The 26,616-nt window shown below is 73.6% G+C and carries 24 protein-coding genes; 12 read left to right on the plus strand and 12 right to left on the minus strand.

Features of this window, described 5'->3' with window-relative positions; genetic code table 11:
- Window positions 1–90 precede the first annotated feature (90 nt).
- The 3 genes from B5D80_RS16055 to B5D80_RS16065 are packed head-to-tail and all read right to left on the minus strand — an operon-like array spanning window position 91 to window position 4,272.
- Window positions 91–759 (minus strand): response regulator transcription factor, encoded by a 669-nt coding sequence (locus B5D80_RS16055; protein WP_007072219.1) that lies wholly within the window; start codon window positions 757–759, stop codon window positions 91–93.
- A 7-nt stretch (window positions 760–766) separates the two neighbouring features.
- Entirely contained in the window at window positions 767–2,458 is a 1,692-nt protein-coding gene (locus B5D80_RS16060) for a GAF domain-containing sensor histidine kinase (protein ID WP_088644688.1), read from the minus strand.
- A gap of 14 nt (window positions 2,459–2,472) precedes the next feature.
- Window positions 2,473–4,272: an AMP-dependent synthetase/ligase gene (locus B5D80_RS16065; RefSeq protein ID WP_088644711.1), complete on the minus strand. Its 1,800-nt coding sequence runs from the start codon at window positions 4,270–4,272 to the stop codon at window positions 2,473–2,475.
- Between the two features lie 168 nt (window positions 4,273–4,440).
- On the opposite strand from B5D80_RS16065, the gene B5D80_RS16070 reads away from it, so the two are divergent.
- The 6 genes from B5D80_RS16070 (at window position 4,441) to B5D80_RS16095 (ending at window position 9,820) form a co-directional block, all read left to right on the plus strand.
- Window positions 4,441–4,893, plus strand: coding sequence for an SRPBCC family protein (locus B5D80_RS16070; RefSeq protein ID WP_088644689.1), 453 nt, complete (start codon window positions 4,441–4,443; stop codon window positions 4,891–4,893).
- 37 nt (window positions 4,894–4,930) lie between these two features.
- Window positions 4,931–5,605: a hypothetical protein gene (locus B5D80_RS16075; protein WP_088644713.1), complete on the plus strand. Its 675-nt coding sequence runs from the start codon at window positions 4,931–4,933 to the stop codon at window positions 5,603–5,605.
- A 73-nt stretch (window positions 5,606–5,678) separates the two neighbouring features.
- Window positions 5,679–6,626, plus strand: coding sequence for an ROK family glucokinase (locus tag B5D80_RS16080; protein WP_088644712.1), 948 nt, complete (start codon window positions 5,679–5,681; stop codon window positions 6,624–6,626).
- Window positions 6,627–6,745: 119 nt separating this feature from the next.
- Window positions 6,746–7,432: an endonuclease/exonuclease/phosphatase family protein gene (locus B5D80_RS16085; RefSeq protein WP_158224194.1), complete on the plus strand. Its 687-nt coding sequence runs from the start codon at window positions 6,746–6,748 to the stop codon at window positions 7,430–7,432.
- A gap of 157 nt (window positions 7,433–7,589) precedes the next feature.
- Complete coding sequence (locus B5D80_RS16090) at window positions 7,590–8,996, plus strand: flavin-containing monooxygenase (protein WP_088644691.1); 1,407 nt, start codon at window positions 7,590–7,592, stop codon at window positions 8,994–8,996.
- A gap of 29 nt (window positions 8,997–9,025) precedes the next feature.
- Window positions 9,026–9,820, plus strand: a complete 795-nt coding sequence (locus B5D80_RS16095) for an alpha/beta hydrolase (RefSeq protein ID WP_088644714.1) — start codon at window positions 9,026–9,028, stop codon at window positions 9,818–9,820.
- Window positions 9,821–9,873: 53 nt separating this feature from the next.
- Here the strand turns inward: B5D80_RS16095 and B5D80_RS16100 are convergent, their stop codons facing one another.
- From B5D80_RS16100 to B5D80_RS16110, 3 genes are all read right to left on the minus strand, one after another.
- Window positions 9,874–11,292 (minus strand): alpha,alpha-trehalose-phosphate synthase (UDP-forming), encoded by a 1,419-nt coding sequence (locus B5D80_RS16100; RefSeq protein WP_088644715.1) that lies wholly within the window; start codon window positions 11,290–11,292, stop codon window positions 9,874–9,876.
- 188 nt (window positions 11,293–11,480) lie between these two features.
- Complete coding sequence (locus B5D80_RS16105) at window positions 11,481–12,326, minus strand: DUF308 domain-containing protein (RefSeq protein ID WP_088644692.1); 846 nt, start codon at window positions 12,324–12,326, stop codon at window positions 11,481–11,483.
- Window positions 12,327–12,939: 613 nt separating this feature from the next.
- Complete coding sequence (locus tag B5D80_RS16110) at window positions 12,940–16,629, minus strand: ATP-binding protein (protein ID WP_245854640.1); 3,690 nt, start codon at window positions 16,627–16,629, stop codon at window positions 12,940–12,942.
- 114 nt (window positions 16,630–16,743) lie between these two features.
- Between B5D80_RS16110 and B5D80_RS16115 the strand changes: the two genes are divergently transcribed.
- Window positions 16,744–17,010 carry a hypothetical protein gene (locus tag B5D80_RS16115; RefSeq protein WP_088644694.1) on the plus strand — a complete coding sequence of 89 codons (267 nt, stop codon included), beginning with the start codon at window positions 16,744–16,746 and terminating at the stop codon, window positions 17,008–17,010.
- Window positions 17,011–17,106: 96 nt separating this feature from the next.
- Here the strand turns inward: B5D80_RS16115 and B5D80_RS16120 are convergent, their stop codons facing one another.
- Window positions 17,107–17,799, minus strand: coding sequence for a Crp/Fnr family transcriptional regulator (locus B5D80_RS16120; RefSeq protein ID WP_088644695.1), 693 nt, complete (start codon window positions 17,797–17,799; stop codon window positions 17,107–17,109).
- Between the two features lie 282 nt (window positions 17,800–18,081).
- Here B5D80_RS16120 and B5D80_RS16125 point away from each other — a divergent pair, with 282 nt between their 5' ends.
- The 4 genes from B5D80_RS16125 to proC all read left to right on the plus strand — a co-directional run bounded on the left by B5D80_RS16125 (window position 18,082) and on the right by proC (window position 21,349).
- Complete coding sequence (locus B5D80_RS16125; RefSeq protein WP_088644696.1) at window positions 18,082–18,585, plus strand: polyadenylate-specific 3'-exoribonuclease AS; 504 nt, start codon at window positions 18,082–18,084, stop codon at window positions 18,583–18,585.
- A gap of 157 nt (window positions 18,586–18,742) precedes the next feature.
- Window positions 18,743–19,246 carry a pyridoxamine 5'-phosphate oxidase family protein gene (locus B5D80_RS16130; RefSeq protein ID WP_088644697.1) on the plus strand — a complete coding sequence of 168 codons (504 nt, stop codon included), beginning with the start codon at window positions 18,743–18,745 and terminating at the stop codon, window positions 19,244–19,246.
- 178 nt (window positions 19,247–19,424) lie between these two features.
- A complete protein-coding gene (locus B5D80_RS16135) occupies window positions 19,425–20,453 on the plus strand; it encodes a 6-phosphofructokinase (protein ID WP_088644698.1) in 1,029 nt (342 codons plus the stop codon).
- Window positions 20,454–20,530: 77 nt separating this feature from the next.
- Window positions 20,531–21,349, plus strand: a complete 819-nt coding sequence (gene proC / locus B5D80_RS16140) for a pyrroline-5-carboxylate reductase (RefSeq protein WP_088644699.1) — start codon at window positions 20,531–20,533, stop codon at window positions 21,347–21,349.
- A gap of 113 nt (window positions 21,350–21,462) precedes the next feature.
- Here proC and B5D80_RS16145 read toward each other — a convergent pair whose 3' ends face one another.
- From B5D80_RS16145 to B5D80_RS16155, 3 genes are all read right to left on the minus strand, one after another.
- The gene (locus B5D80_RS16145; RefSeq protein WP_088644700.1) at window positions 21,463–22,005 is read right to left on the minus strand and encodes a cysteine hydrolase family protein; all 543 of its coding nucleotides are present in this window, start codon (window positions 22,003–22,005) and stop codon (window positions 21,463–21,465) included.
- A complete protein-coding gene (locus tag B5D80_RS16150) occupies window positions 22,002–23,156 on the minus strand; it encodes a helix-turn-helix domain-containing protein (protein WP_088644701.1) in 1,155 nt (384 codons plus the stop codon). The genes B5D80_RS16145 and B5D80_RS16150 overlap by 4 nt, the downstream gene beginning before the upstream one ends.
- 221 nt (window positions 23,157–23,377) lie before the next feature.
- A complete protein-coding gene (locus B5D80_RS16155; RefSeq protein WP_158224193.1) occupies window positions 23,378–24,211 on the minus strand; it encodes an exonuclease domain-containing protein in 834 nt (277 codons plus the stop codon).
- Between the two features lie 267 nt (window positions 24,212–24,478).
- Here B5D80_RS16155 and B5D80_RS16160 point away from each other — a divergent pair, with 267 nt between their 5' ends.
- The gene (locus B5D80_RS16160; RefSeq protein ID WP_088644703.1) at window positions 24,479–24,832 is read left to right on the plus strand and encodes a DUF2203 domain-containing protein; all 354 of its coding nucleotides are present in this window, start codon (window positions 24,479–24,481) and stop codon (window positions 24,830–24,832) included.
- A gap of 148 nt (window positions 24,833–24,980) precedes the next feature.
- On the opposite strand, the gene B5D80_RS16165 is transcribed toward B5D80_RS16160, so the two are convergent.
- Together B5D80_RS16165 and B5D80_RS16170 are read right to left on the minus strand one after the other, a co-directional pair.
- On the minus strand, window positions 24,981–25,928 hold the full coding sequence (locus tag B5D80_RS16165; RefSeq protein WP_088644704.1) for a threonine ammonia-lyase: 948 nt from the start codon (window positions 25,926–25,928) through the stop codon (window positions 24,981–24,983).
- 48 nt (window positions 25,929–25,976) lie between these two features.
- Window positions 25,977–26,616 (minus strand): class F sortase (locus B5D80_RS16170; RefSeq protein ID WP_342747116.1); only part of this gene is annotated, 640 nt, incomplete at its 5' end.

The following is a 26,616-nucleotide window of genomic DNA, read 5'->3' on the forward strand; positions in this document are numbered from 1 at the left end:
CACCGGGCGCAGTCGAACCGGTGGTGTGCCGATGGCAGGCCCGGGTTCGGGGTGGACCCGGGCCTGCCATCCCGGCGGGGTGACCCCGCCTCAGAACTTCGGGGCGTCCGGCGCCTCGAGCAGGCCCAGCCGCAGGGCGGTCATCAGCGCCTGCGCCCGGTTGGCCGCGCCCAGCTTCTCGTAGAGCTTCGAGATGTGGGTCTTGGCGGTCGACTCGCTGACGAAGAGCTGCTTGGCGATGCCGGCCACGCTCATGCCGTCGGCGAGCAGCCGCAGCACCTGCCCCTCGCGGGGGGACAGCTGCGGGCCGGACGGGGCCAGCCGGCGCTTCATCGCCTCGGCCAGGTCGGCGGCGGTGAACGCGCTGGGGGAGGAGGCGGCGTGCCGGGCGGCGGCCACCACCTCGTCGGCCGGCGCGGTCTTCGGCACGAAGGCGCTCGCCCCCGCCTCCAACGCGCCGAAGAGCTGGTCGTCACCGGCGTACATGGTGAGCACCACGATGCCCATCGACGCGCTGGACTTGCGCAGCGCCCGGGTGGCCTCCAGGCCGCTGCCGTCGGGAAGCCGCAGATCCATGATCACGACGTCCGGTTGCAGCGCGCCGGCCTGGCGCACACCCTCCGCCGCCGTGGCGGCCTCGCCGACGACCTCGAACTGACGGTCCCGCTCGAAGGCGTGCCGCAGCCCCTTGCGGATCAGATCGTGATCGTCGACAAGGAGGACCTTGGTACGGGTGGCCGGTGTCGGGCTTGTGGTCATCCTCGAATTACTCCACTTCTGCTGCTGCGCTGCCACGCACGTTATCGCGCCGGGGCGACGAACCCACCACCACCGCCACGGTCGTACCACTGGGTTGCCGGGGACTGATCTCCAACCGGCCCCGGATACGTTCCGCCCTCTCCGCCATGATCGCAAGGCCGTAGTGACCGTCGGTGCGCTGGTCACCGATGCCGTGACCGTCATCCGACACTTCAATTTGCGCGTACGGGGGGTCCACCTCGCAGGTGACCCAGAGATTCGACGCCCCGGCGTGCTTGCGGGCGTTGGTCACCGCCTCCTGGGCGATGCGCAGCAACTCGGCCTCGGTGGCGGCCGGCAGCCGGGCGGTCGACTCGTCAAGTGACAGGTGCACCCGCAGGCCCCCCGACGCGCCTACGGTACGGGCGTACTCGGCGATCGCCGCCGCCAGGCCGCCGTGCCGGTCGACCTCGCTGCGCAGCTCGAACAGGCTCAGCCGCAGCTCGGTGATCACCCGGGTCACCTCGGCGCGCAGGGTGCGCAGCGCCTCGGCGGTCTCCTTCGGGTCCTCGTCGACGTAGGCCAGCGCGTTGTCGATGCCGTAGCCGACCATCACCAGCTCCTGCGCCACCCCGTCGTGGATCTCCCGGGCTAGTCGCTGCCGCTCCTCGTTGGTGGCCAGCGACCGCACCTCGTCGAAGAGCAGCGCCGCCTCCAGGCGCAACGCCGCCGGGCCGGTCAGCGCGGTCACCCGGGACACCACCGGCGGCGGGTAGGCGTGCGCCGCGTCCGCCTCCAGCACCACCAGGCCGACCGTGCGGACCCCGGCGACCAGCGGCACGATCAGCGCCGAGACGTCCCCGCCGGTGTGCGAGCGGGCCTGCGACCGGGCCGAGGTCTGCGGCTGCTGGCTGGCCCAGGCGTCGGCGATCGCCGAGTCGGCGTCCAGCGTCGTCTCCCAGTCGACCCGGTCCACCCCGACCTGGGCGAGCACCACCAGCCGCCCGCCGCCGCTGGCCGACAGCACCGCGCCCCGGTTGCCGGGGGCGACGGTACGCAGCTCCTCCAGCAGGTGTTCGGAGATGCCGCCCGGGTCGAGGGTGGCCCCGGGTAGCTGCCGGGCGACCGTACGCAGCTGGGTCAGCAGCCGGGTCGCCTCGGCGTACGGCTGGGGCTTGCCGTCGGCCCGGACCCGCATCACCTGGTGCAGCGTGCCGGCGGCGTAGAGGCCGAGCCCGGCGAGGATCAGCCACTGCGCGCAGACCGCCAGGTAACCGGGCTGGCCGAGCTGCCGTCCACCGTCGACCTCGGTGAAGGCCCCCGCCACCAGCAGGGTGGCCGCGGTGACCCCGAGCAGCACCGCGCCCTCGCGGAACTGCCGGCGCAGCGCGGTGACGGTCACCGGCACCGCCAGGTAGGGCAGCACCGCCGAGGCGCCCAGCCCGCCGACCGACGAGCCGAGGGCGGAGGAGACGGCGACCTGGCTGGCGGCCAGCCCGATCACCACCGCCTCGGCGAGCCGGCTCAGCGGGCCGAGCAGCCGGTGCTCGGGGGCGAGCAGGGCGGGCGCTCCGGCGGCCGCCAGCAGGGCGATCCACCAGAGCTGGGCGGGATCGCGGGTGGCGATCAGGGTCAGTGCGCCGACCAGCGCGAGCATCACCGCACGCGCGGCGGCGGCGACGGGACGCGTCTGGGGGCGGACGGCTGTGGAGGCGGGCACGTGACGGATCGTAGTCAGCCTTGGTAGATCTCCGCGATCTCGGCCGCGTACGTCTTGTGGACGACCTGCCGCTTGACCTTCAGCGAGGGGGTCAACTCGCCGGTCGCCTCGGTGAAGTCGCGGGGCAGGATGCGGAACACCTTGATCGCCTCGGCCTTGGAGACGGCCAGGTTGGCGGTGTCCACCGCGCCCTGGATCTCGGCGCGCAGCGCGTCGTGCGCCACGAGCTGTGCGACCGGGGTGTCCTCGGGCAGGCCGTGCGCGGCCAGCCACTTCGGCAGCGCCTCCTCGTCGACGGTGACCAGGGCGGCGATGAACGGCTGCCGGTCGCCGACCACCAGGCACTGGCTGACCAGCGGATGCGCCCGGACCTGGTCCTCCAGCACCGCCGGGGCGACGTTCTTCCCGGCGGCCGTCACGATGATCTCCTTCTTGCGGCCGGTGATGCTCAGGAAGCCGTCGTCGTCGAGGTGCCCCAGGTCGCCGGTGCGGAACCAGCCGTCGGTGAGGGCCTCGGCGGTGGCCGCCTCGTTCTTCCAGTAGCCCTGGAAGATCAGGTCACCGGCGATCAGGATCTCGCCGTCGTCGGCGATCCGGATCGTCACGCCGGGCAGCGGCCGGCCGACGGTGCCGATCTTCGTGCCGGTGGGCAGGTTGGCCGCGGCGGCGGGGGAGGTCTCGGTGAGGCCGTACCCCTCGCAGATGGTCACCCCGATGCCCCGGAAGAAGTGCCCGAGCCGGGCGCCGAGCGGGGCACCACCGGAGATCGCGTCCCGGCACCGGCCGCCGAGGGCGGCCCGCAGCCTGCGGTAGACCAGCCGGTCGAAGACCGCGTGCTGGGCGCGCAGCGCGAACCCGGGACCGCCCGGGGTCTCCTGCGCCTCGCTCCAGGCGATCGCGACCTTCTCCGCCCGGTCGAAGATCGCGCCCTTGCCGTCGGCCTCGGCCTTCTGCCGGGCGCCGTTGTAGACCTTCTCGAAGACCCGCGGCACCGACAGCACGAACGTCGGCCGGAACTCCTGGAGCTGGGCGACCAGGTCCCGGGTGTCGGCGCAGTGCGCCATCGTGGCCCGCGCCTGCACCACCCCGATCTGGATCAGCCGGGCGAAGGCGTGCGCCAACGGCAGGAACAGCAGGGTCGAGGCGCCCGGCCGGAACAGGTTCGGCAGCACCGGCACCGCGTTGGCGATGTCGGCGTACATGTTGCGGTGGGTCAGCACGCAGCCCTTGGGGCGGCCGGTGGTGCCGCTGGTGTAGATGATCGTGGCGACGTCGGCGGCGCGGACCGAGGTGCGGCGGCGCTCGATCTCCTCCGGGTCGACCGACGTGCCGGCGGCGACGATCTCGTCGACCCCGCCCAGCTCGATCTGCCAGACGTCGCGCAGCTCGGGCAGCCGGTCGCGGATCCCGGCGACCAGGGTGGCGTGGCTGTTGCTCTCCACCACCACCGCGACCGCGCCGGAGTCGGCGAGGATCCAGGCGGCCTGTTCGGCGCTGGAGGTCTCGTAGATCGGCACGGTGACCGCGCCGGCGGCCCAGATGGCGTAGTCGAGCAGGGTCCACTCGTAGCGGGTGCGGCTCATCAGGGCGACCCGGTCGCCGGGGGAGACCCCCGCGCCGGCCAGCCCCCGGGCCACCGCGACCACCTCGTCGCGGAACTGCCGGCAGGTGACGTCGGCCCCGGCGCGGCCCTCGACGGCGGGCCTGACGAACTGCACCGCGTCCGGCGCGGCCTCGGCGTTGTCCCAGACCGGGTCGGTCAGGTTTGCCGCGTCGCCGATGGTGACGATCGGCGGGACGGAGAACTCGCGCACCTGCACTCCCTCGTGCTCGCACTGGCCGGGCCGACCACGGGCCGGCATGGTCGAAACCTACCCGGCCGGCCGGGCGGACGCGCCAGCCAGGTTGCCCGGCCACCGGCCCGACCCCTGCCCGGGGGGTGGAGCGGGGCATCCGTCGGGCGCGCCGGGTAGCCTCCCCCCATGGCGGACTCCTCCACCCAGTCGATCGTCATCGGCGCGTCACCGGACCGGGTCGCGGCGGTCGTGTGCGACTTCGCGCGCTACCCCGAGTGGACCGAGGCGGTGCGCCGGACCGAGGTCGTCGAGGAGTACGAGGACGGTTACGCCAGCCAGGTCCGGTTCACCATCGACGCCGGGGTGATGGCCGACGAGTACGTGCTGGCCTACGAGTACGCCGAGGACCTGTCCCGCATCGAGTGGCACCTGGTGACGCCGTCGAAGATGCAGAAGTCCCAGCGTGGCTCGTACGACCTGGTCGGCAACGCGGACGGCACCTGCACGGTGACCTACACGCTGGAGGTCGAGTTGTCGGTGGGCATGCTCGGCATGTTTCGCCGCAAGGCCGAGAAAATGATCATGGATACGGCGTTGAAGCAGCTCAAGCGCCGGGTAGAAGCAACCGGTGCGGCGTAGCGACGCGACGGCCGGCGACACGACGGAGGAGCCGACCATGGGCGCAACGGAACCGGGCTCGGCCCGGGAGGAAGCGGAACGGCTGGTCGCCACGCTGCTCGCGACGGCCCGGCTGGCGTCCGCCGGCTCCGGTTCGGGGTCCGGGCCGTGGGGTCCGCTCGGTGGGATCGTCTCGGGTGTCCTCGGTCACAGTGCCGGCCCGTCCCGGTCGCCCGGCGGCAGCCACCGGGCGGAGGGTTTCGCCACCGGATCCGCCGAGTGCTGCATCTGTCCGATCTGCCGGGCGGTCGCCGCCCTGCGCGATCCCAGTCCCGAATTCGCCGAGCGGCTCGCCACCGGCGCGGGGGATCTGGCGGCCGGCGTCGCCAGCCTGATGCGCGCGTTCGCCCCGCCCGGAGCCGGGGAAGCACCCCCCGGGGCGTCAGGTGACGCCGCCGCGCCGACCGGCCCGTCCGATTCCGGAGCCGATCATGTGTGGCGCGAGGCCACCCGCACCGGGCATGATTCTGCGTCGGCGCCGGAGCGGGACGTCTGGTCCGCCGCCACCCGGGCGGAGGACGCGGTCGAACCGGCCGCCGCCGCACCGCCCGTCGACGACGCCGGGCCGGCCGCGCCGGCCCAGCAGGTCCGGCCCGCGGCCGACGGTCCCGTGGTGCCCACCTCGCGCGCGCCGGCCGGCGCGGACGGGGACGCACCAGGCGACGGGGCCTGACCACCGGACATCCCGGCAGCGTACGGCCGGTTTCGGCCGATGTCGGGCAGCACAGCAGAGGGGAGTGGCCGCGGTGACGCTGACCATCGGAGTCGACGTCGGTGGCACGAAGGTGGCCGGCGGTGTCGTGGACGACACCGGCAGGGTGCTCGTGCAGGCCCGGCGGGACACCCCCGCGGACGACGTCGGCAAGACCCGCGACGTCATCATCGAGCTGGTCACCGAGCTGTCCACCGGCCACCAGGTCGACGCGGTGGGGATCGGCGCGGCCGGCTGGATCGACGCGTCCCGCTCCACCGTGCTGTTCGCTCCCAACCTGGCCTGGCGGGACGAACCGCTGCGCGACTACGTCAGCGCCGCCACCGGCCTCCCGGTGATCGTCGAGAACGACGGCAACGTGGCGGCCTGGGCCGAGTTCCGGCACGGCGCGGCCCGCGACGCCGACGACTCCATGGTCATGTTCACCATCGGCACCGGCGTCGGCGGCGGCATCGTCCTCGGCGGCGAGCTGGTCCGTGGCGCCCACGGCATCGCCGCCGAGCTGGGGCACATGCTCACCGTCCCCGACGGCCACCAGTGCGGCTGCGGCCGGCTCGGCTGCATCGAGCAGTACGCCAGCGGCAGCGCCCTGGTCCGGTTCGCCCGCGCCGGCGCCCGGCAGGAACCGCAGCGCGCCACCGCCCTGCTGGAGCTGGCCGGCGGCGAGGCCGAGGCGATCACCGGCCCGATGGTCACCACCGCCGCCCAGGCCGGCGACCCGATCTCGGCCGAGGCGTTCGCCCAGATCGGCCGCTGGCTCGGCACCAGCCTCGCCGACATGGCGCAGATCCTCGACCCGCAGGTGCTGGTGGTCGGCGGCGGCGTGGTCGACGCCGGTGACCTGCTGCTCGGCCCGACCCGGCGGTCCTTCGCCGACGCCCTGGCCCAGCGCAGCCGGCTCCCGGTGGCCGAGGTGCGCCCTGCCGAGCTGGGCAACAGCGCCGGCGTCATCGGCGCCGCCGACCTGGCCCGCCGCCGATGAGCGCCGCGCCGACGGGGCCGCGCCCGGACGCCCCCGCGCCCGCCGACGCGGGGACCGCCGTCGCGCCGCCGGCACCGGCCCCGACGGGAACGGCCGGGACCGGCCCGGCCGCCGGCCGGGTGCCGCTGCGGGTGGTGTCGTACAACATCCACAGCCAGCGCGACGACACGGCGGCGCTGGCCAGCGTGGTCCGCGAGGCGGCCCCGGACGTGGTGATCGTGCAGGAGGCGCCGCGCCGGTTCCGGTGGCGGCAGAAGTCCGCCACCCTGGCCGACTCGTTCGGCCTGGTGGTGGCCGCCGGTGGGCTGCCCTCGCTGGGCAACCTGCTGCTGACCAGTCTGCGGGTCCGGGTGACCGGGACGCACTGCCAACGCTTCCCGCTGACCCCGGGCCGGCACCTGCGCGGCGCGGCGTACTCCCGCTGCCAGGTCGGCGGGGCCCGGTTCCTGCTGGCCGGCTCGCACCTGTCCACCGACCCGGCGGAGCGGCCCGGCCAGGCGGCGCTGCTGCGGCGGGAACTGTCCGCGAGCGACCTGCCGGTGGTCTTCGGTGCCGACCTCAACGAGGGCCCGGACGGCCCGGCCTGGGGCACCGTGGCGGCCGGCCTGACCGACGCCGCGATCGCCGCCGACGCGGCCGACCGGCACACCTACTCGTGCGCCAACCCGCGTCGCCGCATCGACGCCCTCTTCGTCGACCCCCGGGTCGAGGTGGTCGGCTACGACGTGGTGGACACCCCGACCACCCGCCGGGCCAGCGACCACTTCCCGGTCCTGGTCGACCTGCTGCTGCCGGTCGTCGACTGACCGGCCGGCAGCGTCCCCGGGCCGGCCGTCGCGGCCGCCCGGGGGCCGGCCCGCGACGCGTCCCGACACCTCCGCGAGCCGGGCTGGACAACGCGTCGGGGGCCCGGAAGGATGCCGGTCGAACCGGCGTACCTGGCCGCACATAAGGAGATTCCCGGTGTCCCCCTCCACCGAGCACGGCCGGCCCGAACCGGAGCCCACGACGCTCGCCCCGAACCGGGACGGCCGCCCGGTCTCCGACCGGGGCGACACGGTCTGCGTGATCGGGGCCGGGGCCAGCGGCCTCACCGCCGTCAAGAACCTCACCGAACACGGCTTCGGCGTCGACTGCTACGAGCGCGAGACCGGCGTCGGCGGCGGCTGGAACTGGCGGCACGACCGCAGCCCGGTGTACGCCAGCACCCACCTCATCTCGTCGCGGCCGTTCACCCAGTTCCCCGACTTCCCGATGCCGGACTCCTGGCCGGACTACCCGCACCACAGCCAGCTGCTGTCCTACTTCGAGCGGTACGCCGACCACTTCGACCTGCGCCGGCACATCTGGTTCGGCACCGAGGTGGTACGGGTGGAACCCGTCGACGGCCACCGGTGGGACGTGACCACCCGCAGCACCGGCGGGTACGGCCCCGAACGCACCTCCCGGTACGCCGCCGTGCTGGTCGCCAACGGGCATAACTGGTCGCCGAAGCTGCCCCGCTACGAGGGGCTTGAGGAGTTCCGGGGCGAGGTCATGCACGCCTCGTCCTACAAGGACCCCGCCCAGTTGCGCGGCAAGCGGGTGCTGGTGGTCGGGGCCGGCAACACCGGCTGCGACCTGGCGGTCGAGGCCGCCCAGCAGGCGTCCCGCTGCTGGCACTCCACCCGCCGCGGCTACTGGTACGCCCCGAAGTACGTCCTCGGCCGCCCCGCCGACCAGGTCAACGACGCGCTGCTGGCGCTGCGGGTGCCGCTGCGGCTGCGGCAGTGGCTCTACCACTGGACGCTGCGGCTGACCGTCGGCGACCTGACCCGGTTCGGGCTGCCGAAGCCGGACCACCGGGTCTACGAGACGCACCCCATCGCCAACAGCCAACTGGTCTACTACGTCGGCCACGGCGAGATCACCCCCGTGCCGGAGCTGGCCCGGTTCCATTTCGGCGGGGTGACCCTCACCGACGGCCGGGATATCGACCCCGAGCTGGTCGTCTTCGCCACCGGCTACCTGCCCCGCTTCGAGTTCCTCGACCCGGGCGTCCTCGGCGACGCCGACGGCTCGGGCCGCCCCCGGCTGTGGCTGCACGCGTTTCCGCCGGGCCACCCGACGCTGGCGGTGGCCGGGCTGTTGCAGCCCGACTCGGGGCTGTTCACCCTGGCGCACTGGCAGACCGTGCTCTTCGCCAGGTCCCTGCGGCTGCGCCGGGAGCAGCCGCAACGGGCCGCGGCGTTCGCCTCCCGGGCGGCGGCCGGTGCGGGGGAGCGGTACGCGGGGAAGGTCAAGGACAGCAGCCGGCACTGGTTCGAGGTGGGCCACGTCGACTACCTGCGCGCGGTGCAGCGCGCCCTCGACGAGCTGGAGGGCAAGTGACCGGCACGACCGATCAGCGGGTCCGGATCATGCGGGGCCGGGAGTGGGCCCACCCGGTCCGTCCGGCCCGGCGCGAGGTGCTCGGCGTCGACCCGGAGCTGGATGAGGGGCGTCCGCCGCTGCTGTTCGTCCCCGGGTTCGGGCACGGCGCGTGGGCGTTCGCCGAGCACTGGCTGGAGCACGCCGCGTCGCGCGGTTTCCCCGCGTACGCGATGAGCCTGCGCGGGCACGGCGGCAGCGAACCGGCGCCGGGGGCGACGCTGCGGGCGTACACCCACGACGTGGTCCAGGTGGCGGCGGGGCTGCCCCGGCAGGCGGTGCTGGTGGGGCACGGCGCCGGCGCCCTGGTGGTGTCGCACGCGTTGGCGCGGTACCCGGCCCGCGCGGCGGTGCTGGTCGCGCCGGTGCTCGGCGGCGCGGCTACGGCCGGCGCGGCGTTGCGGGCCAACCCGCTGGGCACCCTGCCCGCGCTGTTCGGTGGTGGTCTGCGGCTGCACCGGCGGCAACTGTTCAGCCGGGAGCTGCCCGAGGCGGACGCCCGCCGGCACCTGGCCCGGCTGGGTCGGGCCGGGCGGCGGGCCCAGTGGCAGTTGCTCGCCGGCCGGGCGGCGGAGCCGGCGGTGGGTCGCCCGCCGGTGCTGGTGCTGGGCAGCCCGGACGACCGGGTCGTCCCGCCGGCCGCGCTGACCCGGGCGGCCCGCCGGTACGGTGCGGCCCCGCTGCTCTTCCCCGGCATGGGGCACGACCTGATGCTCGACACCCGCTGGCAGGAGCCGCTGGACGCGCTGCTGGACTGGCTGGTCAAGGAGCCGGCGAAGAGCTGACCGTCGGCACTGCACCGGGCGGCGACCCGCCGCCCGGTGCGGTGCCGGTGTCCTCAGCCGCTGCTGCTGAGCCGGGTGAGCAGCGAGCCGGTGTCGTCCAGGGCGCTGAGGTAGGAACGGGCCCAGGCCCGGATGTCGTGCCGGTGCAGGTGGTGGCGCATCGCCCGCATCCGGTCGCCGAGGTCGGTGGGCCCGGCCCGCAGCGCCGACAACAGCCCCTGCTTGAGCCCCTCCAGGTCGTGCGGGTTCACCAGGTACGCCCGGTCCAGCTCGGCCGCCGCCCCGGCGAACTCGCTGAGCAGCAACGCGCCGGTGTCGTCGACCCGGGCGGCCACGTACTCCTTGGCGACCAGGTTCATCCCGTCGCGCAGCGGGGTGACCGCCATGACGTCGGCGACCCGGTAGAGCGCCGCCAGCTCGGCCCGGTCGAAGGGCTGGGTGAGGTAGTGGATGGCCGGCTCGCCGACCCGGCCGAACTCGCCGTTGATCCGGCCGACCTCGCGTTCGATCCGGTCCCGCAGGATCTGGTACTGGCCGACGCGTTCCCGGCTCGGCATGGCGACCTGCACCAGCACCGTGTCCCGGACCTTGACGTCACCGCTGGCGAGCAGCTCGCTGTAGGCCTTCAGCCGCTGCTCGATGCCCTTGGTGTAGTCCATTCGGTCCAGGCTGAGGACGACCCGCTCCGGGTCGCCCAGGTCGTGCCGGAGGCGGCGGGCCCGCGCGGTGACGTCCGGCCGCGCGGCCAGCGCCGCCATCTCGGCGGTGTCGATCGAGACGGGGTACGCCCCGATCCGCACCACCCGGTCCTGCACGCCGATCCGCCGGTCGGTGGCCGGCAGGCCGAGGACCTTGGTGGCGAGCTGGGCGAAGTTGTGTGCCGCCTGGGCCCGCTGGAACCCGATCAGGTCGGCGCCGAGCATCCCGCGCAGCAGTTCGGCCCGGCGGGGGAGCTGCATGAACAGCTCCGGCGGCGGGAACGGCACGTGCAGGAAGAAGCCGATCCGCAGGTCGGGCCGCAGCTCGCGGAGCAGGCCGGGGACCAGTTGCAGGTGGTAGTCCTGCACCCAGACCACCGCGCCCGGGTCGGCCGCCTCGGCGGTGGCCTCGGCGAACCGCTGGTTGACCCGCTGGTACGCCTCCCACCAGCGGCGGTGGTACTCGGGTTGCTCCACCGCGTCGTGGTAGAGCGGCCAGAGCGTCGCGTTGGCGAAGCCCTCGTAGTGGTCGCGCAGGTCGTCGGCGCTGAGCGGGACGGTGCGCATGTGCACACCGTCCACGTCGGGCAGCACGGGTGCGGGCCCGGTGCCGCCGGCCCAGCCGACCCAGGTGGCCGGGGTCTGCCGGAGCAGGGGGTGCAGGGCGCTGACCAGCCCGCCGGGGCTGCGCCGCCACTCACAGGCGCCGTCGGGCGCCACGCTGTCGTCGATGGGGAGCCGGTTGGCCACCACCACGAGTGAACTCTGTCGCATCTCGGGCATTCCGATCGGCAGGGGACCGACCACGCGAGCAAGGAACAACCGGGCAGTCGGTGGGTGAAGTGACCTACAGCGGTATTCCTACTGACCGTAAGTTACACCACTGTTACGCCCGGCGTGAGGGCTGCGGTGTCCCGGGATGCGGGCGGGACGACCGGTGGCCCCGACGGGGTGCCGCAGGGTCAGACGACCGCGCCGTCGTCGGGGTCGTGATCGTCCTCGTCGCCGGGACGCAGCCGCCAGATCAGCGTGACGAACCCGGCGAGGATGCCGGTGAAACCGAGCAGGGTGACCACCGAGGCGTCCACCGGCAGCAACGACGGGTTGAGGAAGAGCACGAAACCGAGCACGATCCCCAGCACCCCGACCACCGCGTACTTCGAGATCCGGGGCAGCGGCGGAGGCGGCGGCGGGGTGTAGCCCTCCTCCGGGTCGTCCGGCAGGTCGGCCCCGAAGGTGTCCAGGCCGTCCAGCAGCGACGGCTCGTCCTGCTGCCGGCCCCGTGGGGTCACCGAGATGCCGGAGATGTCGGCCGCGTACGGCAACCGGCGCACGTCGGTGGCGGTCGGACCCGTCGGCTCGTCCGCCCTGGTCGTCGGGCCACCCGCGCGGGCGGCCGGGTCGGCCCCGTCGTCGTCGATGTCCTCGGACGCCGGCCAGGGATGGCTGCCGGCGGCGGGCGCGGTGTGGAAGGCGGCGACGAGACGTTCCCACTCGGCGTCGACGTCGGGCTCGGCACGGGCCGGCTCCGGCGTCGCCTCGTCGGCGAGCTGGGTCAGGTAGTCCCGGGCGGTGGTCAGGTGCGAACGGTCCACGTAGAGCCGGTCGACCGGCCGGGACGGCACGGTGGTGGTGCGGGTGATCGGGTTCAGGTCGGCGGAGGGCTGGAGGTAGGCGGCGATCCCGCCCGCGGCGAGCACGTCGAGCAGGTGCTCACCGACCCGCGGGTCGACGTCGCCCGCGACGGCGTACTCGCTCGCGTCGAGCCCGTTGTCCCGCCGTCCCCGGCGGGCGCCACCCGCTGACACCGGACATCCTCCTCCGCGCACCTGCCGGTGCGGTCGTGTCGGCGCCCCGTACGCCGTGCTCTGAATCGTGACACGTCGGCACCCCGTTCCGGGAGTGCGTTGTGGCGCGCCGCTCGTGGTTCGTCGGCTCCGTCGTCGGCGGGCGGGCCCGGCGGCGGCTCTCCGGGCGGCCCACCCGCCACCCCCGCGACCTGTCCGGACGGCCCCGACCCGGGCCGTCGGCGGTGGACGGGGCGGAAATCCGGTGCCGTACCGGCTGGTAGTGCCGTTGACCGGCGGTCCGCCGCACCCGACGGGTGCGGCGGCTGCGGCACGCGGGGTGCCGGAGCTGCCCGCCGACGGGCCGGTGCCCCCGGCCGGCGGCCGGCCCGGTCGCCGCCGCCCGCCGCGCCCTCGCCCCCCACCCGCAAGAAGTCACATTCCACGCGAAAGCGGAATACCTCTCCCGGACCCCGCCCGGCGGGCTCGCTGCCCGTCGGCGGGCGACCCGTCGCGGCCGTGACCGCCCCGGGGCCGTCGTTCGCGGGTGATCGACTCCTGTGGGCCCGAACAGCGCCATCAGGTCTTCCGGACACCGCGTCGTCGGCCCAGGTGAGTCGATCACCGACCCCGGTCAGCTCCGGTCGGGCGTCGCCCGGGCGGCCAGCCGGACCAGACCGGGCATCCCGTTGCGGTCGGCGAAGTCACGTACCCGGTCGAGGGTGGCCGCCGCCTGCGCGGGGTCGGCCACGGTCAGGGCCGGCACCGACAGCGCCGTGGTCAGCACGTGGTCGGTGGTGTCGGGCATCCGGGCATAGCGCTCCGCCGCCGCCGCGAACAGCCGGGCGGCCCGTGGGGCGTCCCCGTCGCCGAGGGCCAGGGTGGCGTCGGCGGCCTGCCCGGCCGCCTCCACCCAGGGGGTCGTCCGGGGCGACCGGGCAAGCATGTCGTGCACCAGCCGGGCGGCGTCCGGGCCGAGCACCGCGGCGACGTGCCCCACCGCCGGCACCCACTCGGCGAACGGGATCATCCGGGTCCGGCTCCAGTCCTCGTCCAGCTCCACCAGCAGCCGCATCGCCTCCTCCCGGCGGCCCCGCACCGCCCGGCAGAGCGCCGCGTGCGCCAGCGTCGACTGCAACACCCGGTGGAAACCACTGCGCCGCGCGGCGACCAGCGCGTGGGCCACCAGATCGTGCTCCACCACCCCGCCGGCGGCATCCGCTCCGCCGGTCGCGCCCGCGCCGGCCACTCCTTTCCCCGCGCCGGCCGTGCCCGCGTCGGCCGCCCCTGGGTCCGTCCCGCCCGGGTCCGACCCGTCCGGCGTCGTCGCGCCCGGGTCCGGTCCGTCCGGTGCCGTCGCGCCCGGCGTCGTCGCGCCCGGGTCCGACCCGTCCGGCGGCGGGGCGGCGTCGGCCCGCAGGGCCCGCATCCAGCCGGAGACCGCCACGATGTGCAGGTCCCACTCGGCGGTCGGCAGCCGGGTCGACTCGGTGCCCAGCTCCAGCGCCGCCACCCAGTCCCCGGCGTAGTACGCCCGCGCCCACTTGTCGGCGAAGCTGGTCGCCAGGCTGTGCCCGCCACCCGGGTCCAGCGAACGCCCCTCGTCGACCAGCCGGGCCGACCGGGCCAGGTCACCCTCCTCCTGCGCCGCCCAGGCGAGGTTGTGCACCGCCCGGCGTCGGCTGACCAGCCGGTCCACCCGGCACTGCTCGGCCACCTCGGCCAGTTCCGCGTACGCGTGCTCCTCGCCGGCCATGTAGCGGGCCACCGCCAGGGTGATCCGGGCGTTGGCCCGCACCTCGGGCAGCCGCAGCCGCTCGGCCAGCTCGGCTGCCGCGGAGGCCGCCACGCAGGCCGGATCGGTCTCGGCGTTGAGCATCCGGACCCGGGCCAGTTCCAGCAGCGCCTCCGCCTTCTCCTCGGACTCCGGCAGCTCGGCGTAGATCGCGTTGGCCCGGTGCAGGCAGCGCAGCGTCTCGGACCGGTCGGCCCGGCTCCAGGCGGCGGTGGCGAGCAGCGTCCAGGCGCGGGCCGCGCCGGACCGGTCCCCGACGGCGGCCAGCCGTTCGGTGAGCCCGGTCAACGCCTCCGTCCCCCCGTCGACCAGGAACGCGTCGCCGTCCCGGAACAGGGCCAGCTGGGCGGCGAACAGCTCCAGCCCCGGGTCGGGCGCCCCGCCGACCTGCAACGCCCGGCCCACCAGCGTGGCCGCGTTGTCCAGCGCGTGCAGCTCGTACGCCCGGCGGGCGGCCCGGTGCAGCGCGGTGCGGGCCGCCACCGCGTACGGCATGGGGTCGAGGCCGACCGTCCGGGCGATCTCGTGGGCGGTCCAGCGGTGGTTGGCCAGCACCTCCGCCAGGTCCTGCTGCCCGGCCTGGGTGAGCTGGGCCAGCCAGTCGGCGGTGCGCTGGTGGCGCGACACCCGTTCGGCCCGGGGCAGCCGCTGGTAGCACACGTCGCGGACCAGGATGTGCCGGAAGCGGTACTCCGGCTGACCGGCCATGGTGGAGGTGGGCAGCTCGAAGACCATGTCCCGGCGCTGCAACCGGTCCAGCGCCCGCTCCACCCACTCGACCGTCCGGCCGAGGGCGGCCGCCACGGGCGCCGGCCAGAACTGGACCCCGACCACGGCGGCGGCCTGGAGCACCGCCCGGTCGGCCGGGTCGAGCAGGTCGAGCCGGTTGGCGATGACCGCCTGGACGGTACGCGGCATGTCGGTGGTGCCGGCCGGATCGAAGGCGGCGCTCGGCTCCAGCAGCCCGCCGTCCATCAGCATCCGGGCGTACTCCTGGGCGTAGAGCGGGTTGCCGTCGGCGAACTCGATCAGCGGTGCCCGCGAGGCCGCCGGCAGGGTGGCCTGGCCGAGCAGCAGGGAGTAGAGGGTGTCGATGTCGGTGTCGTGCATCGGCGGCACCGAGATGGACATCGCGCCGCTGATCGTGCCCGTCCAGGCCGGCTGCCGCTCCCGCAGCTCGGGCCGCGCGGTCGCCACCACCAGCAGCGGTACGCCCCGGGCGGCCGCCCCGAGCTGCTCGACGAAGGTGAGCATCGCCTGGTCGGCCCAGTGCATGTCCTCGAAGACCAGCACCGTCGGTCCCCGCCCGGCGAGGGTGAGCAGGAACCGCCGCCAGGCCGCCTCGGTCTCACCCGGATTGAGTCGTTCCCCGGTCATCCCGAGCAGCGGGCCGAGCGCGCCGGCCAACCGCATGGCGTGCGGGTCGTCGAGCTGGCGCAGCCGGTCACGGAGCCGGTCGCGCAGCGGTTCCGGGTCGTCGGTGTCCGGCGCGCCCAGCCACCCCTTGACGATGTCCGCCAGGGCGGCGTAGGTGACGTTCTCGCCGAACGGCGGGCACTGCCCGACCAGCCAGGTGACCCGGTGGCCGGGCAGGTTGGCGGCGTGCCGGGACAGCTCGCGCAGCAGCCGGCTCTTGCCCACCCCGGCCGGTCCGAAGACGGTGACGAGCTGGGAGGTGCGTTCGGTGACCGTGCGGTGCAGGGCGCTGACCAGCAGGCCGCGTTCGTGTTCCCGGTCCACCATCGGGGTCAGCTCGGCGGCCTGCGGGTCGGTCCGGGGCCGGGCCCGCACGGCGAGCCAGATCCGGCTCACCGTGGAACGTCCCCGCAGGGTGACCGGCGGCCGGTCGACGTAGTCCAACTCGTGTCGGGTGGCCGACCAGGTGCTCTCGTCGACGACCACCCCGCCGGTGGGGGCCAGCGCCTGCAACCGGGAGGCGGTGTTCACCACGTCGCCGGTGACGAACGCCTGACCGCCGTCGCGGGTGGCGGAGAGGTCGACCAGCGCCTCACCGGTGGCCACGCCGACCCGGAAACCCAGCGGCGGGTGCGGGCCGGCGGCCTGCCGGGCCAGGTTCCGTTGCAGCTCCAGACCGGCCCGTACGCAGCGCAGCGCATCGTTGTCGGTGGCGACCGGGGCGCCGAACAGCGCCATCACCGCGTCGCCGATGTACTTCTCGACCACCCCGCCGTACTGGTGGACCAGCTTGCGGACGGTGGCGAAGTACGCCTGCTGGAGGCTGCGCGCCTGCTCCGGGTCGGCCCGTTCGGCGTACGTGGTGAAGTCGACGATGTCGATGAACAGCACGCTGACCTGGCGGCGGTCCTCCTGCACGGTGACCGCGTGGTCACGCAGCGGCTGCCCGCAGCTCGTGCAGAAGTTGGCCTCGGGACTGTTGCCGTGCCCGCAGGAGGCACAGGTGAGCGTCAGCGCCTGTCCGCAGCCGCCGCAGAAGCGGTCGTCCGGTGCCGCCGCCCGTGAGCAGTGTCCACACTTGAGGTCGATGACGAACTCCGTACGTGAGGAGATCCCATTATCCCGCCGCGGAGGGCCAGTCGGGTACCCGACGTGCGGGCGGACCCTGCGGCTGGTCGGCCGCCACTAGTGTTCCTCACGAGGAAAACTCACTGTCAGGAGAGTGCCGTGCAGGTGCGATTGTCCGCCTACTGGACCGATCCGGACGGTACCGTCCGGTCCCCCGGGGAGACGGTCGACGTCGACGCGGTCACTCTCGCCAGAATGGAGGAGCAGGGCATGGTGGAGAATCCCGACAGCAAGACGACCTCGGACACCGGCACGACCACGACCACGACGTCGAAGCCACAGAAGATCGGACCGGGGCCGGGTACACCGCCGGACCAGATCGGACCGGGGCCGGGCGCCCCGCCGGCCGACGACAGCGGCAAGTGAACGACCGGCGCGGCCGGCGGACCCCGGTCCGCCGGCCGCGCCGGTGTGGTGTTCCCGGTTACCCGCCGGGGCGTCGCCGCCCGGGAAGAACCCTGGTCAGCGGTCGCTCATGCCGGCGCGTCGGCGCAGCGCCGCCACGTCGGTGACCACGATCCGACGACCTTCGGTACGCAGCCAACCGCGACTGGCGAAGGAGCCGATCGCCTGGTTGACGCTCTGCCGGGAACCACCTGCCATCTCGGCGAGCTGGCTCTGGTTCAGCTCGATGGTGATCATCGGGGCCTGGCTCTCACCGGCCAGCCGGACCAGCGTCTTGGCCACCCGACCGGGCAGGTCGAGGAAGACGTGGTCGGCGTTCTGCTCGGTGAGCCGCCGGATCAGGCCGCCCAGCGAGCGCATCACCGCGTCCAGGATGCGCGGGTTGGAGTGCACCAGCTCCATGAAGGCCGGGCGGGACAGGGCGAGCGCCGCGCAGTCCTCGATCGCCTCGGCCGACGCGGAACGGGTGGAGGCGTCCAGCAGGGACACCTCGCCCAGCACGTCCGGTGGTCGGATGACCGACAGCACCGCGCGTTCCCCGGTCGGCGCGGTGCGGAACACCGCCACCGCCCCCCGGCGGAGCACGATCAGCGACTCGCCGGGATCGTTCTCGACGAAAAGCAACTGACCTTTGCGATAGGTGCGCGGCACGGCCGCGGCGATCACCCGCTGGCGCACCTCCGGCTCCAGCCCGGCGAACATCTCCACCCCCGTGAGGGCGTCACCCGGCTCCGGCAGGCGCATGTCCACGGCCCCACCCCTCCCCGGTCACGGACCACAATTTTCGCTCACCGGGTGAACCCTGACGGCCCCGCAAGAGGTGAACTCACACCGCTTCGGCGTCCGGTAGCGGTACACATCAGATCATGACGGCCCGGTCGCTTGCTGTACACCCCTCTAGACCTTTCCGTGACCCTGCGCAAGCTGCGGCGGACCACCGGGTCGGGGGTCGGCGGGGTGCCGTGCGTGTGGTGCCGTCGGTGCCCGCCCCGCCCGTCGACGGTCACCGGCGGTGAGCGAGGATGGGCGGCGATGGTCTACCGCTATTTCTACGACTGCGAGTTCATCGAGGACGGCCGGCTGGTCGACCTCGTGTCGATAGGTGTCGTCGACGAGTACGGCCGCGAGTTCTACGCGGTCTCCACCGAGTTCGACGACTCCCGCGCCGTGCCCTGGGTCCGCCGCAACGTGCTGGACAAGCTCCCCTCGCCGGCCGACCGGGCCTGGCGTTCCCGGGCCCGGATCCGTGACGACCTGCACGAGTTCCTGCTGGAGCCGATCCGGGACCGGCCGGGCGAGCAGTTGGAGCTGTGGGCCTGGTACGCCGCGTACGACCACGTGGTGCTGGCCCAGCTCTGGGGGGCGATGCCGGCGCTGCCCCGGGAGATCCCCCGGTTCACCAAGGAGCTACGGCAGCTCTGGGACGACCTCGGCCGGCCCCGGCTGCCCGAGGCGGCGGCCGACCGGCACGACGCGCTGGTCGACGCCCGGCACAACCTGGCCCGCTGGCAGGCGATGACGGCCCGTCCGGGGTGACCCCGGCGGCGGTGGCCTGTCCGGGCCTGATCCCGGCGGCGGCGGTCCGGTGCCGGTGGGTCCGGCCGTCGGTGCTGACAGCCCGTGACGATCGGCAGGTTTGACCGGTGCCGTCCGGGGCACCGGATCCGGGCGAGCCGATCCGAGGGAGTGCGCCATGGCCGACGACGCGACCACCATCACCGACGCCCGGCGGCGGGTGACCGAGCTGATCCGGGACGCCCGGATCTGCATGTTGACCACCATCGGGGTCGACGGCCGGATGCTCAGCCGGCCGATGGGGCTGCAGGCGGCCGAGTTCGACGGGGACCTGTGGTTCTTCGCCTACGCCGACTCGGCCAAGATGCGTCAGGTCCGGGTCAACCCCGAGGTCAACGTCGCCTTCTCCGACCAGCGCCACCACGCCTGGGTGTCGATCTCCGGCACCGCCCAGGAGGCGTACGACCGGGCGCGGGCCGAGCAGCTGTGGAACCCGGTGCTCAAGGCGTGGTTCCCGGACGGGCTGGACACTCCCGGGCTGACCCTGCTCAAGGTGCACGCCAGCTCGGCGGAGTACTGGGACTCCCCGGGCGGCACGGTGGTCAACCTGCTCGGGTTCGCCAAGGCGGCGGTGACCGGCACGCCGCCGAAGCTGGGGGAGAACCACGAGGTCGCCTACTGACCGGTAGCCGCCCGGGTGGGCGGGACCGGCCGGGGCGCGGTGTCGGCGTACACCTGAGCCGACTACAGTGCGCACTGACGGCCCGCCCCGGGCCGGCAACGACGCCGATGGTCTGAGCGGACACATATCCTGGGGCTTATCCGGGCTTCACCTGACGTTCCAGGAGGATGAGCAGATCATGCGTATCGGCGTGCTCACCGGCGGCGGCGACTGCCCAGGTCTCAACGCGGTCATTCGGGCGGTGGTCCGTAAGGGCGTCGCTACTTACGGTCACGAGTTCGTGGGTTTCCGGGACGGCTGGAAGGGCCCGCTGGAGGGCCTGTCCAAGCCGCTCGGCATCCCCGAGGTGCGGGGCATCCTGCCGCGCGGCGGCACCATCCTCGGTTCGTCCCGCACCAACCCGTTCAAGATCGAGAACGGCGTGGAGCGGATCAAGGAGAACCTCGCCGCGCAGGGCGTGGACGCGCTGATCGCGATCGGCGGCGAGGACACCCTGGGTGTCGCCACCAAGCTGCACGAGCTGGGCGTCAACGTGGTCGGCGTGCCGAAGACGATCGACAACGACCTGGGCGCCACCGACTACACCTTCGGGTTCGACACCGCCGTCAACATCGCCATGGAGGCGATCGACCGGCTGCACACCACCGCGGAAAGCCACCACCGCACCCTCGTCGTCGAGGTCATGGGCCGGCACGCCGGCTGGATCGCCCTGCACGCCGGCCTCGCCGGTGGCGCCAACGTGATCCTGCTGCCCGAGCGCAAGTTCGACGTCGACCAGGTCGCCGGCTACGTCGAGAAGCGCTTCCAGCACCAGTACGCCCCGATCGTCGTGGTCGCCGAGGGCGCCCAGCCGCTCGACGGCCAGATGGTCCTGCACAACCAGGAGCTGGACGCCTTCGGGCACGTCCGGCTCGGCGGCATCGGCCAGTGGCTGGCCGAGCAGCTGGAGGCCAAGACCGGCAAGGAGGCCCGCACCGTCGTGCTCGGGCACATCCAGCGCGGTGGCACCCCGACCGCGTTCGACCGGGTGCTCGCCACCCGGCTCGGCCTGCAGGCCATCGACGCCGCCCACGAGGGCGACTGGGGCAAGATGGTCGCGATGCAGAGCACGGACATCGTCCGGGTGCCGCTGGCCGAGGCCACCCGTGAGCTGAAGACCGTCCCGATCGAGCGCTACGACGAGGCCGAGGTCTTCTTCGGCAGCTGATCGCAGCCCACCCCTTCCCCTCCGCCCTGCCGGAGGGGAAGGGGCACGGGACCGGACGAACGGGACGGAAGGGTGACATGGGGTCGGCGAGGCACACCGTCGCGGTGATCGGGGCGGGAAAGATCGGCGAGCTGGTGCTCTCCGGGCTGTTGCGGTCCGGCTGGCCGGCACAGCGGCTGCTGGCGACCGCCCGCCGACCCGTCCGGGCCGAGGAACTCGCCACCCGGTACGGCGTACGGGTGGTCGACAACCTGACCGCCGTCGACGAGGCGGCCGTGCTGGCGATCGCGGTGAAACCCCAGGACGCCGGCGTCCTGCTGGACGAGATCGGCCCCAAGGTGCCGGCCGACAAGCTGGTCGTCTCGCTCTGCGCCGGGCTGCCCACCAGCTTCTTCAGCCGCCGGCTGCCCGAGGGCACCCCGGTGGTGCGGGTGATGACCAACACCCCGGCCCTGGTCGACCAGGCGATGAGCGCCATCTCGGCCGGCGCGCACGCCACCGGCGAACACCTGGCCCTGGCCGAGGAGATGTTCGCCCCGCTCGGGGCGACCCTGCGGGTGCCCGAGTCGCAGCAGGACGCGGTCACCGCGCTCTCCGGCTCCGGCCCGGCCTACTTCTACCTGCTGGTCGAGGCCATGATCGACGCCGGCATCCTGCTCGGCCTGCCCCGGCAGGTGGCGCACGAGCTGATCGTGCAGACCGCGATCGGTTCGGCCGTGATGCTGCGCGACTCCGGCGAACACCCGGTCAAGCTCCGCGAGGCCGTCACCTCCCCGGCCGGCACCACCATCTCCGCCGTCCGCGAGCTGGAGAAGCACGGGGTACGCGCGGCGCTGCTGGCGGCGCTGGAAGCCGCCCGCGACCGCGCCCGCGAACTCGCCGCCCAGGCCGACTGAGGTCGCGCAGCGAGCGGTTTGCGGCATCTTGTCCGGAGACCGGGGCGGTCGACCTGGCGGCCCCGCCCGGTGCCCGCCCGCACTGGCACCGGGCGGGCGCGTCTTCCGACCCGTCAGGCGACACCCACGTTCACCTCGCTGGCCCTGATGAGCTGTCCTGCGCCGATGAAGCGGCAGGCAACCAGCAGGCCGGCGTCGTGGGCGGCCGGACCGCCATGGCTCGCCGAGGCGTCGGTGACGAGCCAGGGGGTGAGATCGCGCTCGAAAGCGTCCACCGCTGACTTGAGCACGCAACTCTCGGTGGCGATACCGCAGAACACGAGGTCGGTCCAGCCCTCCCGGGTGGCGATGTCGGCTCCCTCGGTGGTGAAGTACGAGTAGATGCGCTTGTCGATCACGGCCCGTGCCCGGGCAGTGTGTGGCTGTAACTCGGGCACGATCTCCGTCTCCGGTGCGTGCTGCACCTTCGACCAGTGGATCAGCCGCTCGAAGGGGCTGCCCGGGTAGTTGTGGTATCGGGTGAAGACGATCGGGCGGCCCGTGGCCTCCCACCGCTCGACCAGCCTCACGACCGTGGGGATGACGTGCCGGCTCTGATCGTTGACGAAGCCGTTCTGCATGTCGATGACGATCAACGCCGCCCGAGTGCCGTTCATGCGCTGCCTCGGTCCCTCATCAACTCGGCCTCGCGCAGCGCCGCCTGGGCTTGTGCCAGGCGTTCCGGTAGGCCGCTGGTCGTGACGGCTGCCTGACGCATCAGGCAGTGCTGTGCCGTCTCCTGCGCTCGTGCGGTAGTAAGCCGGGAGTGGGCGCCCCTCAGAAAGCGCCAGCCGAACCGCTCCGACATGACGGGGTCTCGTCCTTCCTCTACTGCCCGCTGGATGTGCCGGCAGTAGGTCCACAGCATCTGTACGTCGATCTCAAGCGAGAGCAGTTCATCAGCGGTGAGGGCCCGCTCCGGCGAGATCGCGTGGTAGGCCAAACCTGACCAGGCCGCGAAGCCGACGGACACGCCGGGGATTCCGAAGGGCTCGGCGGGGAACTGGTCGAATCCGTCAGCTAACAGACCCCGCTCCACCTGCTCGGAGACGGGCCGAGGTCGAGGCGTCGCGTGGCGGTCGACCAGGACCGACGGCAGGCTCAACAACCGAATCGCGTTGTCCAGATCCTCGCGACGACATCCCGGCTCGCGTAGGAGATACATCGACATCACGTACTCTGGCACCGCCACTTGTCCCTCAAGCTGATCCGACAATAGCTGTTCGATCTGGCGAGCCGCCCACGGCAGATCCTCTTTGTAACTGGCGTACCGCCAGACCGCGAGTTCCGCCAGGTTCGTGGGGGCGACTTCCTGTTCCAGGTGGAAGACCAGCACACCACAGGCGAAGACGTGAGCCGTGCACCGACCGGTCGGATGCGGCACCGCTGTAGCGGACACAGGTAGCCAATCGTGCCGGCGCGAATCCACCTGCGGTAACCTGGCCAGATCTTCCGCTGCCGCTACCCCGATGAACGCCGGGATGAACTTGTGGGACTGGACACGGTAGCCGCCGGGGACCGCAGGAGCGGTACTCCCGCCCGTCGAAGCGCTGAACCGGCTCACCGCCTCATCACTGGCCCTGCGTAGTGCGGTGTCGAGGGCGGCCTGCATCTCCGGTCGGGGCTGCACCGCTTCCCGACCGGCCTCCCACTTGCACACCGTGCGCCTGCTGACGCCGAGGTGCCCGGCGAAGTCGTCGACCGTCATTCGCAGGGCGTGGCGCAGCGCTCGGGTTTCCTGGCCGGTCCACTTCTGCACGATCGTCATCCACTCGCCCCCGATCGCGCCGAGGTCGGCCGTTCAGCACCTCGGCGGCTCGATGTCAGATCCGGCACAGCGTAGGCGCAGAGCGTAGTCGTTCCGGACGGCGGGTGACATCGTCCCCCGGTGGCCGGGGCGTGGCGCGGACGCAGATCCATCTGCCGACCGAGCCCGCCGGCTGACCGGCCCGTCGGGCCTTCGGACCGGCATCCGCGCGGCCCACCGTCCTATCGGCGTCGCCTGGTCTCCAGCGGCCATTCGAGGCTGACCGTCTCGGCGATGCCCCGCCGGTCGAAGTACTCCTGGAGCTTGCGCTTCTGTGCGGCGTACCAGGTGACCTGCGCCCGGTGGAGGTCGTCGGGGAGCATCCGGGCGATGCGTTCGTGTCGGGCCGCGATCGACACCGCCATCTCGACGGCGGCGCGGGCGTCGCTCGTGGCGTCGTGGGCGGAGCCGAGGGTCACCTCGTAGTACCTGCACAGCTCACCGAGCTGCCGCCCGACGAACCGGTACGGTTCGACCTCCTGGTGCAGGATCGAGGGGTCGATGATGACGGCGCGGTCCCAGTCCAGCGACGGCAGGGCGTGCCGGGCCAACTCGGCGTGCAACGTCGTGACGTCGAAGTGGGCGCAGAAGGCGACGAGCGGCGTACCGTCGGCGATCACCTTTCCGACGGCCGTGCCCAGCTCGGCCAGCGCCGTCCCGGCCGGCGTACCGGCGCTGCGGACCAGCTCGTCGGTGATCCCGTGGATCTCGGTCGTGCGGGGCGGGATCGGCACTCCCGGGTTGACCAGCCACCGCCTGGTCGTGCCGTCGGAGTACACCAGCGCGGCGGAGACGATACGGGCGTCCAACGGCTCGTTGCCGGTGGTCTCGATGTCGAAGCCCACCACCGGCAGGTGGTGCCACCCGCGGTGGGTGCCCGGCGGCGGCGCCGCCTCCACCGGCGCGCAGTCGTCGTGGTAAGTGGTCCAGCCGGCGCCGAGCTTGAGCGCCTGTCCGGCCCCGGCCTCCACCCGGCCTCGGCAGGTGCCACAGGTTCCGGGGTACTTGTTGATCACTATGGGGACTCCTGGTTCGGTCGTGCGATGCACTGGTGCGTGCGGCGGGAGGCAGAGGCGACGGACCGCGCGCCTGAAGATCATGATCCATCGGCCGCGTCGTCGGCACCCGCCGGCCGGGCCACCATACGACCTATGTGGACGGTCGGTGGTGACCCTTCATCCACCGGCTCCGCCCGGACCCCCGGCCCGTTCCGGACACCCCCGGTCCGGGCGAAGCCGGCGGACGGGTCGGTACGGATCACGCGGGTGCCCCATACTGGCCCCGTGTTCACTCTCGCCCAGGCGCGGTACCTGGTCGCCACCCTGCATCCCCGCATCGACGAGTTGATCGGCATCCGGGCCGACCTGGCCGAGCTACGGGCCGACCTGGCCAGCGGGGGGATGTCGGCGCTGGGCGGCCGGGCCGAGGTCAAGGCCCTGGAGGCCCGGCTGCACGGCGTGCTGGAGGAGCTGAACTCGCACGACATCCAGGTCAAGGGGATCGCCCCGGTGCTGCTCGACTTTCCCGGCGAGCACGAGGGCCGGGCGGTGCTCTGGTGCTGGTTGGAGGGCGACCCCGACGTGCGCTGGTACCACCGCGTCGAGTGCGGCTTCGCCGGCCGCCGCCCCATCCGCTAACCCACCCCCACCCCCACCCCTCTGCCCCACCCCACCCTGCGCGTCGATCATGGAGTTGTGGTGGGCGCAAAAGGGTTAATACCCCCGCGAATTCGGCACCACAACTCCAAGATCGCGCGCGACGGTCGGAGCCAGGTCAGGGTGGGGGTCAGGGCAGGGTGGTCAGCATGGTGGGGGAGATGTTGCCGCCGCTGAGGACGAGGATCGTCCGGGTGCCGGGGGCGGCGGTCACCCGACCGGTGCGCAGTGCGGCGAGGGTGACCGCAGCCGCCGGTTCGAGCAGCAGCCGGGTGGCGGCCATCAGGTCCCACCAGGCGGCCCGGATGTCCGCCTCGGTGACCTCCACCAGGTCGTCCACCAGGTCCCGGACGTGGGCCAGGGTGAGTCGGCCGGCGAACGGGGCGGCCAATCCGTCGGCCATCGAGACCGGTCGGGTCGCCGGGGCGTCGCCACCGGTGCGCAGGGCGTGGCCAACGACGTTGGCGGTGGCCGGCTCGACGCCGACGATCCGGGCGGTGGGGACGGCCCGGCGGACGGCGGCGGCCACCCCGCTGATCAGTCCACCGCCGCCGACCGGGACCAGCACCAGGCCCGGCGGCGGGCCGTCGGCCAGCAGTTCCCGTCCCAGGGTGGCCTGGCCGGCGATGACGTCCGGGTCGTCGAACGGCGGCAGCAGGTGGTAACCGCGTTCGGCGGTGATCTCCTCGCAGGTGGCGAGCAGGTCGTCGGTGAGCACGACCTCCCCACCCCACCGGCGGACCGCCTCGATCTTGGTGGGTACCGCGTGCGGGGGCATGCAGACGACGGTGGGCAGGCCGAAGGCGCGCCCGGCGAAGGCCACCGCCATGGCGTGGTTGCCGGCGGAGAAGGCGGTCAGCCCGGCGGGCGTCGCCTGCCGTTCGGCCAGGGCGAGCAGCGCGTTCAACGCTCCCCGGACCTTGAAGCTGCCGGTGTGCTGGAGGTTCTCCGCCTTCACCGCGACGTCGAGCGCGAACTCGTCGCCGAGTTGCGGGCAGGGCAGGAGCGGGGTCCGGACGATCCGCCCGGCGAGCCGGCGTTCGGCGGCCAGGACGTCGTCCACGCTGGTCAGTCGCACCGCCGGAGCCTAGCGGGCGGGGCGTGCGGGGCCGTGCCGGTGGGCGGGTCAGCCGGCTGCGGAGCGGGGGAGGGGGTCGACCGGCGGGTCGGCGACGGCGAAGACCACCACGTTGTCCCGGTAGTGGCCGACGCGCCTGTCGAAGTCGCCCCCGCAGGTGATCAGCCGCAGTTCCGGGCCGGGTGTCGGGCCGTACACGGTGGCGGTGGGGAAGGCGTCCTTGGGCGTACGCAGCGTGCCGGTGACCCGGAACGTCACCCGGTGCTCGCCCCGCCACACCTCGATCCGGTCGCCGGGGCGCAACTCGCCGAGGCGGGCGAAGACGGCCGGGCCGCGCCGCGAGTCCAGGTGACCGGCGATCACCGCCGGCCCCGGGTCGCCAGGCGTCGGGCCGCCGCCGTACCAGCCGGCCCGGGTGAAGTCTGCCGGTGGCACCAGGGTGCCGGCCCGGTCCAGCCCGAGGGTGGCCAGCGGGGAGTCGACGCCGATCCGCGCCACGCGTACCCGGGTGGGGGATGCCGGGGTGGCGCGGGGGGTGCCGGCCCCGGTGGCGCAACCGGTCACGCACCCGGGCTGCCAGGCCCCGGCCGCCGCGACCGGCCGGGGTGCTCCGCCCGGCCCGCCGAGGCCGGTGGCGGCGGCGAGCACGACGCCGGCACCGGCGGCGAGGCAGCACGCCGCGCCGGCC

It is taken from the genome of Micromonospora wenchangensis (assembly GCF_002210435.1).
Classification (GTDB): Bacteria; Actinomycetota; Actinomycetes; order Mycobacteriales; family Micromonosporaceae; genus Micromonospora; species Micromonospora wenchangensis.

Coding starts and splice junctions, on each gene's coding strand:
- B5D80_RS16055 (WP_007072219.1), bottom strand. CDS start 759: ATGACCACAAGCCCGACACCGGCCACCCGTACCAAGGTCCTCCTTGTC.
- B5D80_RS16070 (WP_088644689.1), top strand. CDS start 4,441: ATGGCGGACTCCTCCACCCAGTCGATCGTCATCGGCGCGTCACCGGAC.
- B5D80_RS16075 (WP_088644713.1), top strand. CDS start 4,931: ATGGGCGCAACGGAACCGGGCTCGGCCCGGGAGGAAGCGGAACGGCTG.
- B5D80_RS16095 (WP_088644714.1), top strand. CDS start 9,026: ATGCGGGGCCGGGAGTGGGCCCACCCGGTCCGTCCGGCCCGGCGCGAG.
- B5D80_RS16100 (WP_088644715.1), bottom strand. CDS start 11,292: ATGCGACAGAGTTCACTCGTGGTGGTGGCCAACCGGCTCCCCATCGAC.
- B5D80_RS16125 (WP_088644696.1), top strand. CDS start 18,082: ATGGTCTACCGCTATTTCTACGACTGCGAGTTCATCGAGGACGGCCGG.
- B5D80_RS16130 (WP_088644697.1), top strand. CDS start 18,743: ATGGCCGACGACGCGACCACCATCACCGACGCCCGGCGGCGGGTGACC.
- B5D80_RS16135 (WP_088644698.1), top strand. CDS start 19,425: ATGCGTATCGGCGTGCTCACCGGCGGCGGCGACTGCCCAGGTCTCAAC.
- proC (WP_088644699.1), top strand. CDS start 20,531: ATGGGGTCGGCGAGGCACACCGTCGCGGTGATCGGGGCGGGAAAGATC.
- B5D80_RS16145 (WP_088644700.1), bottom strand. CDS start 22,005: ATGAACGGCACTCGGGCGGCGTTGATCGTCATCGACATGCAGAACGGC.
- B5D80_RS16150 (WP_088644701.1), bottom strand. CDS start 23,156: ATGACGATCGTGCAGAAGTGGACCGGCCAGGAAACCCGAGCGCTGCGC.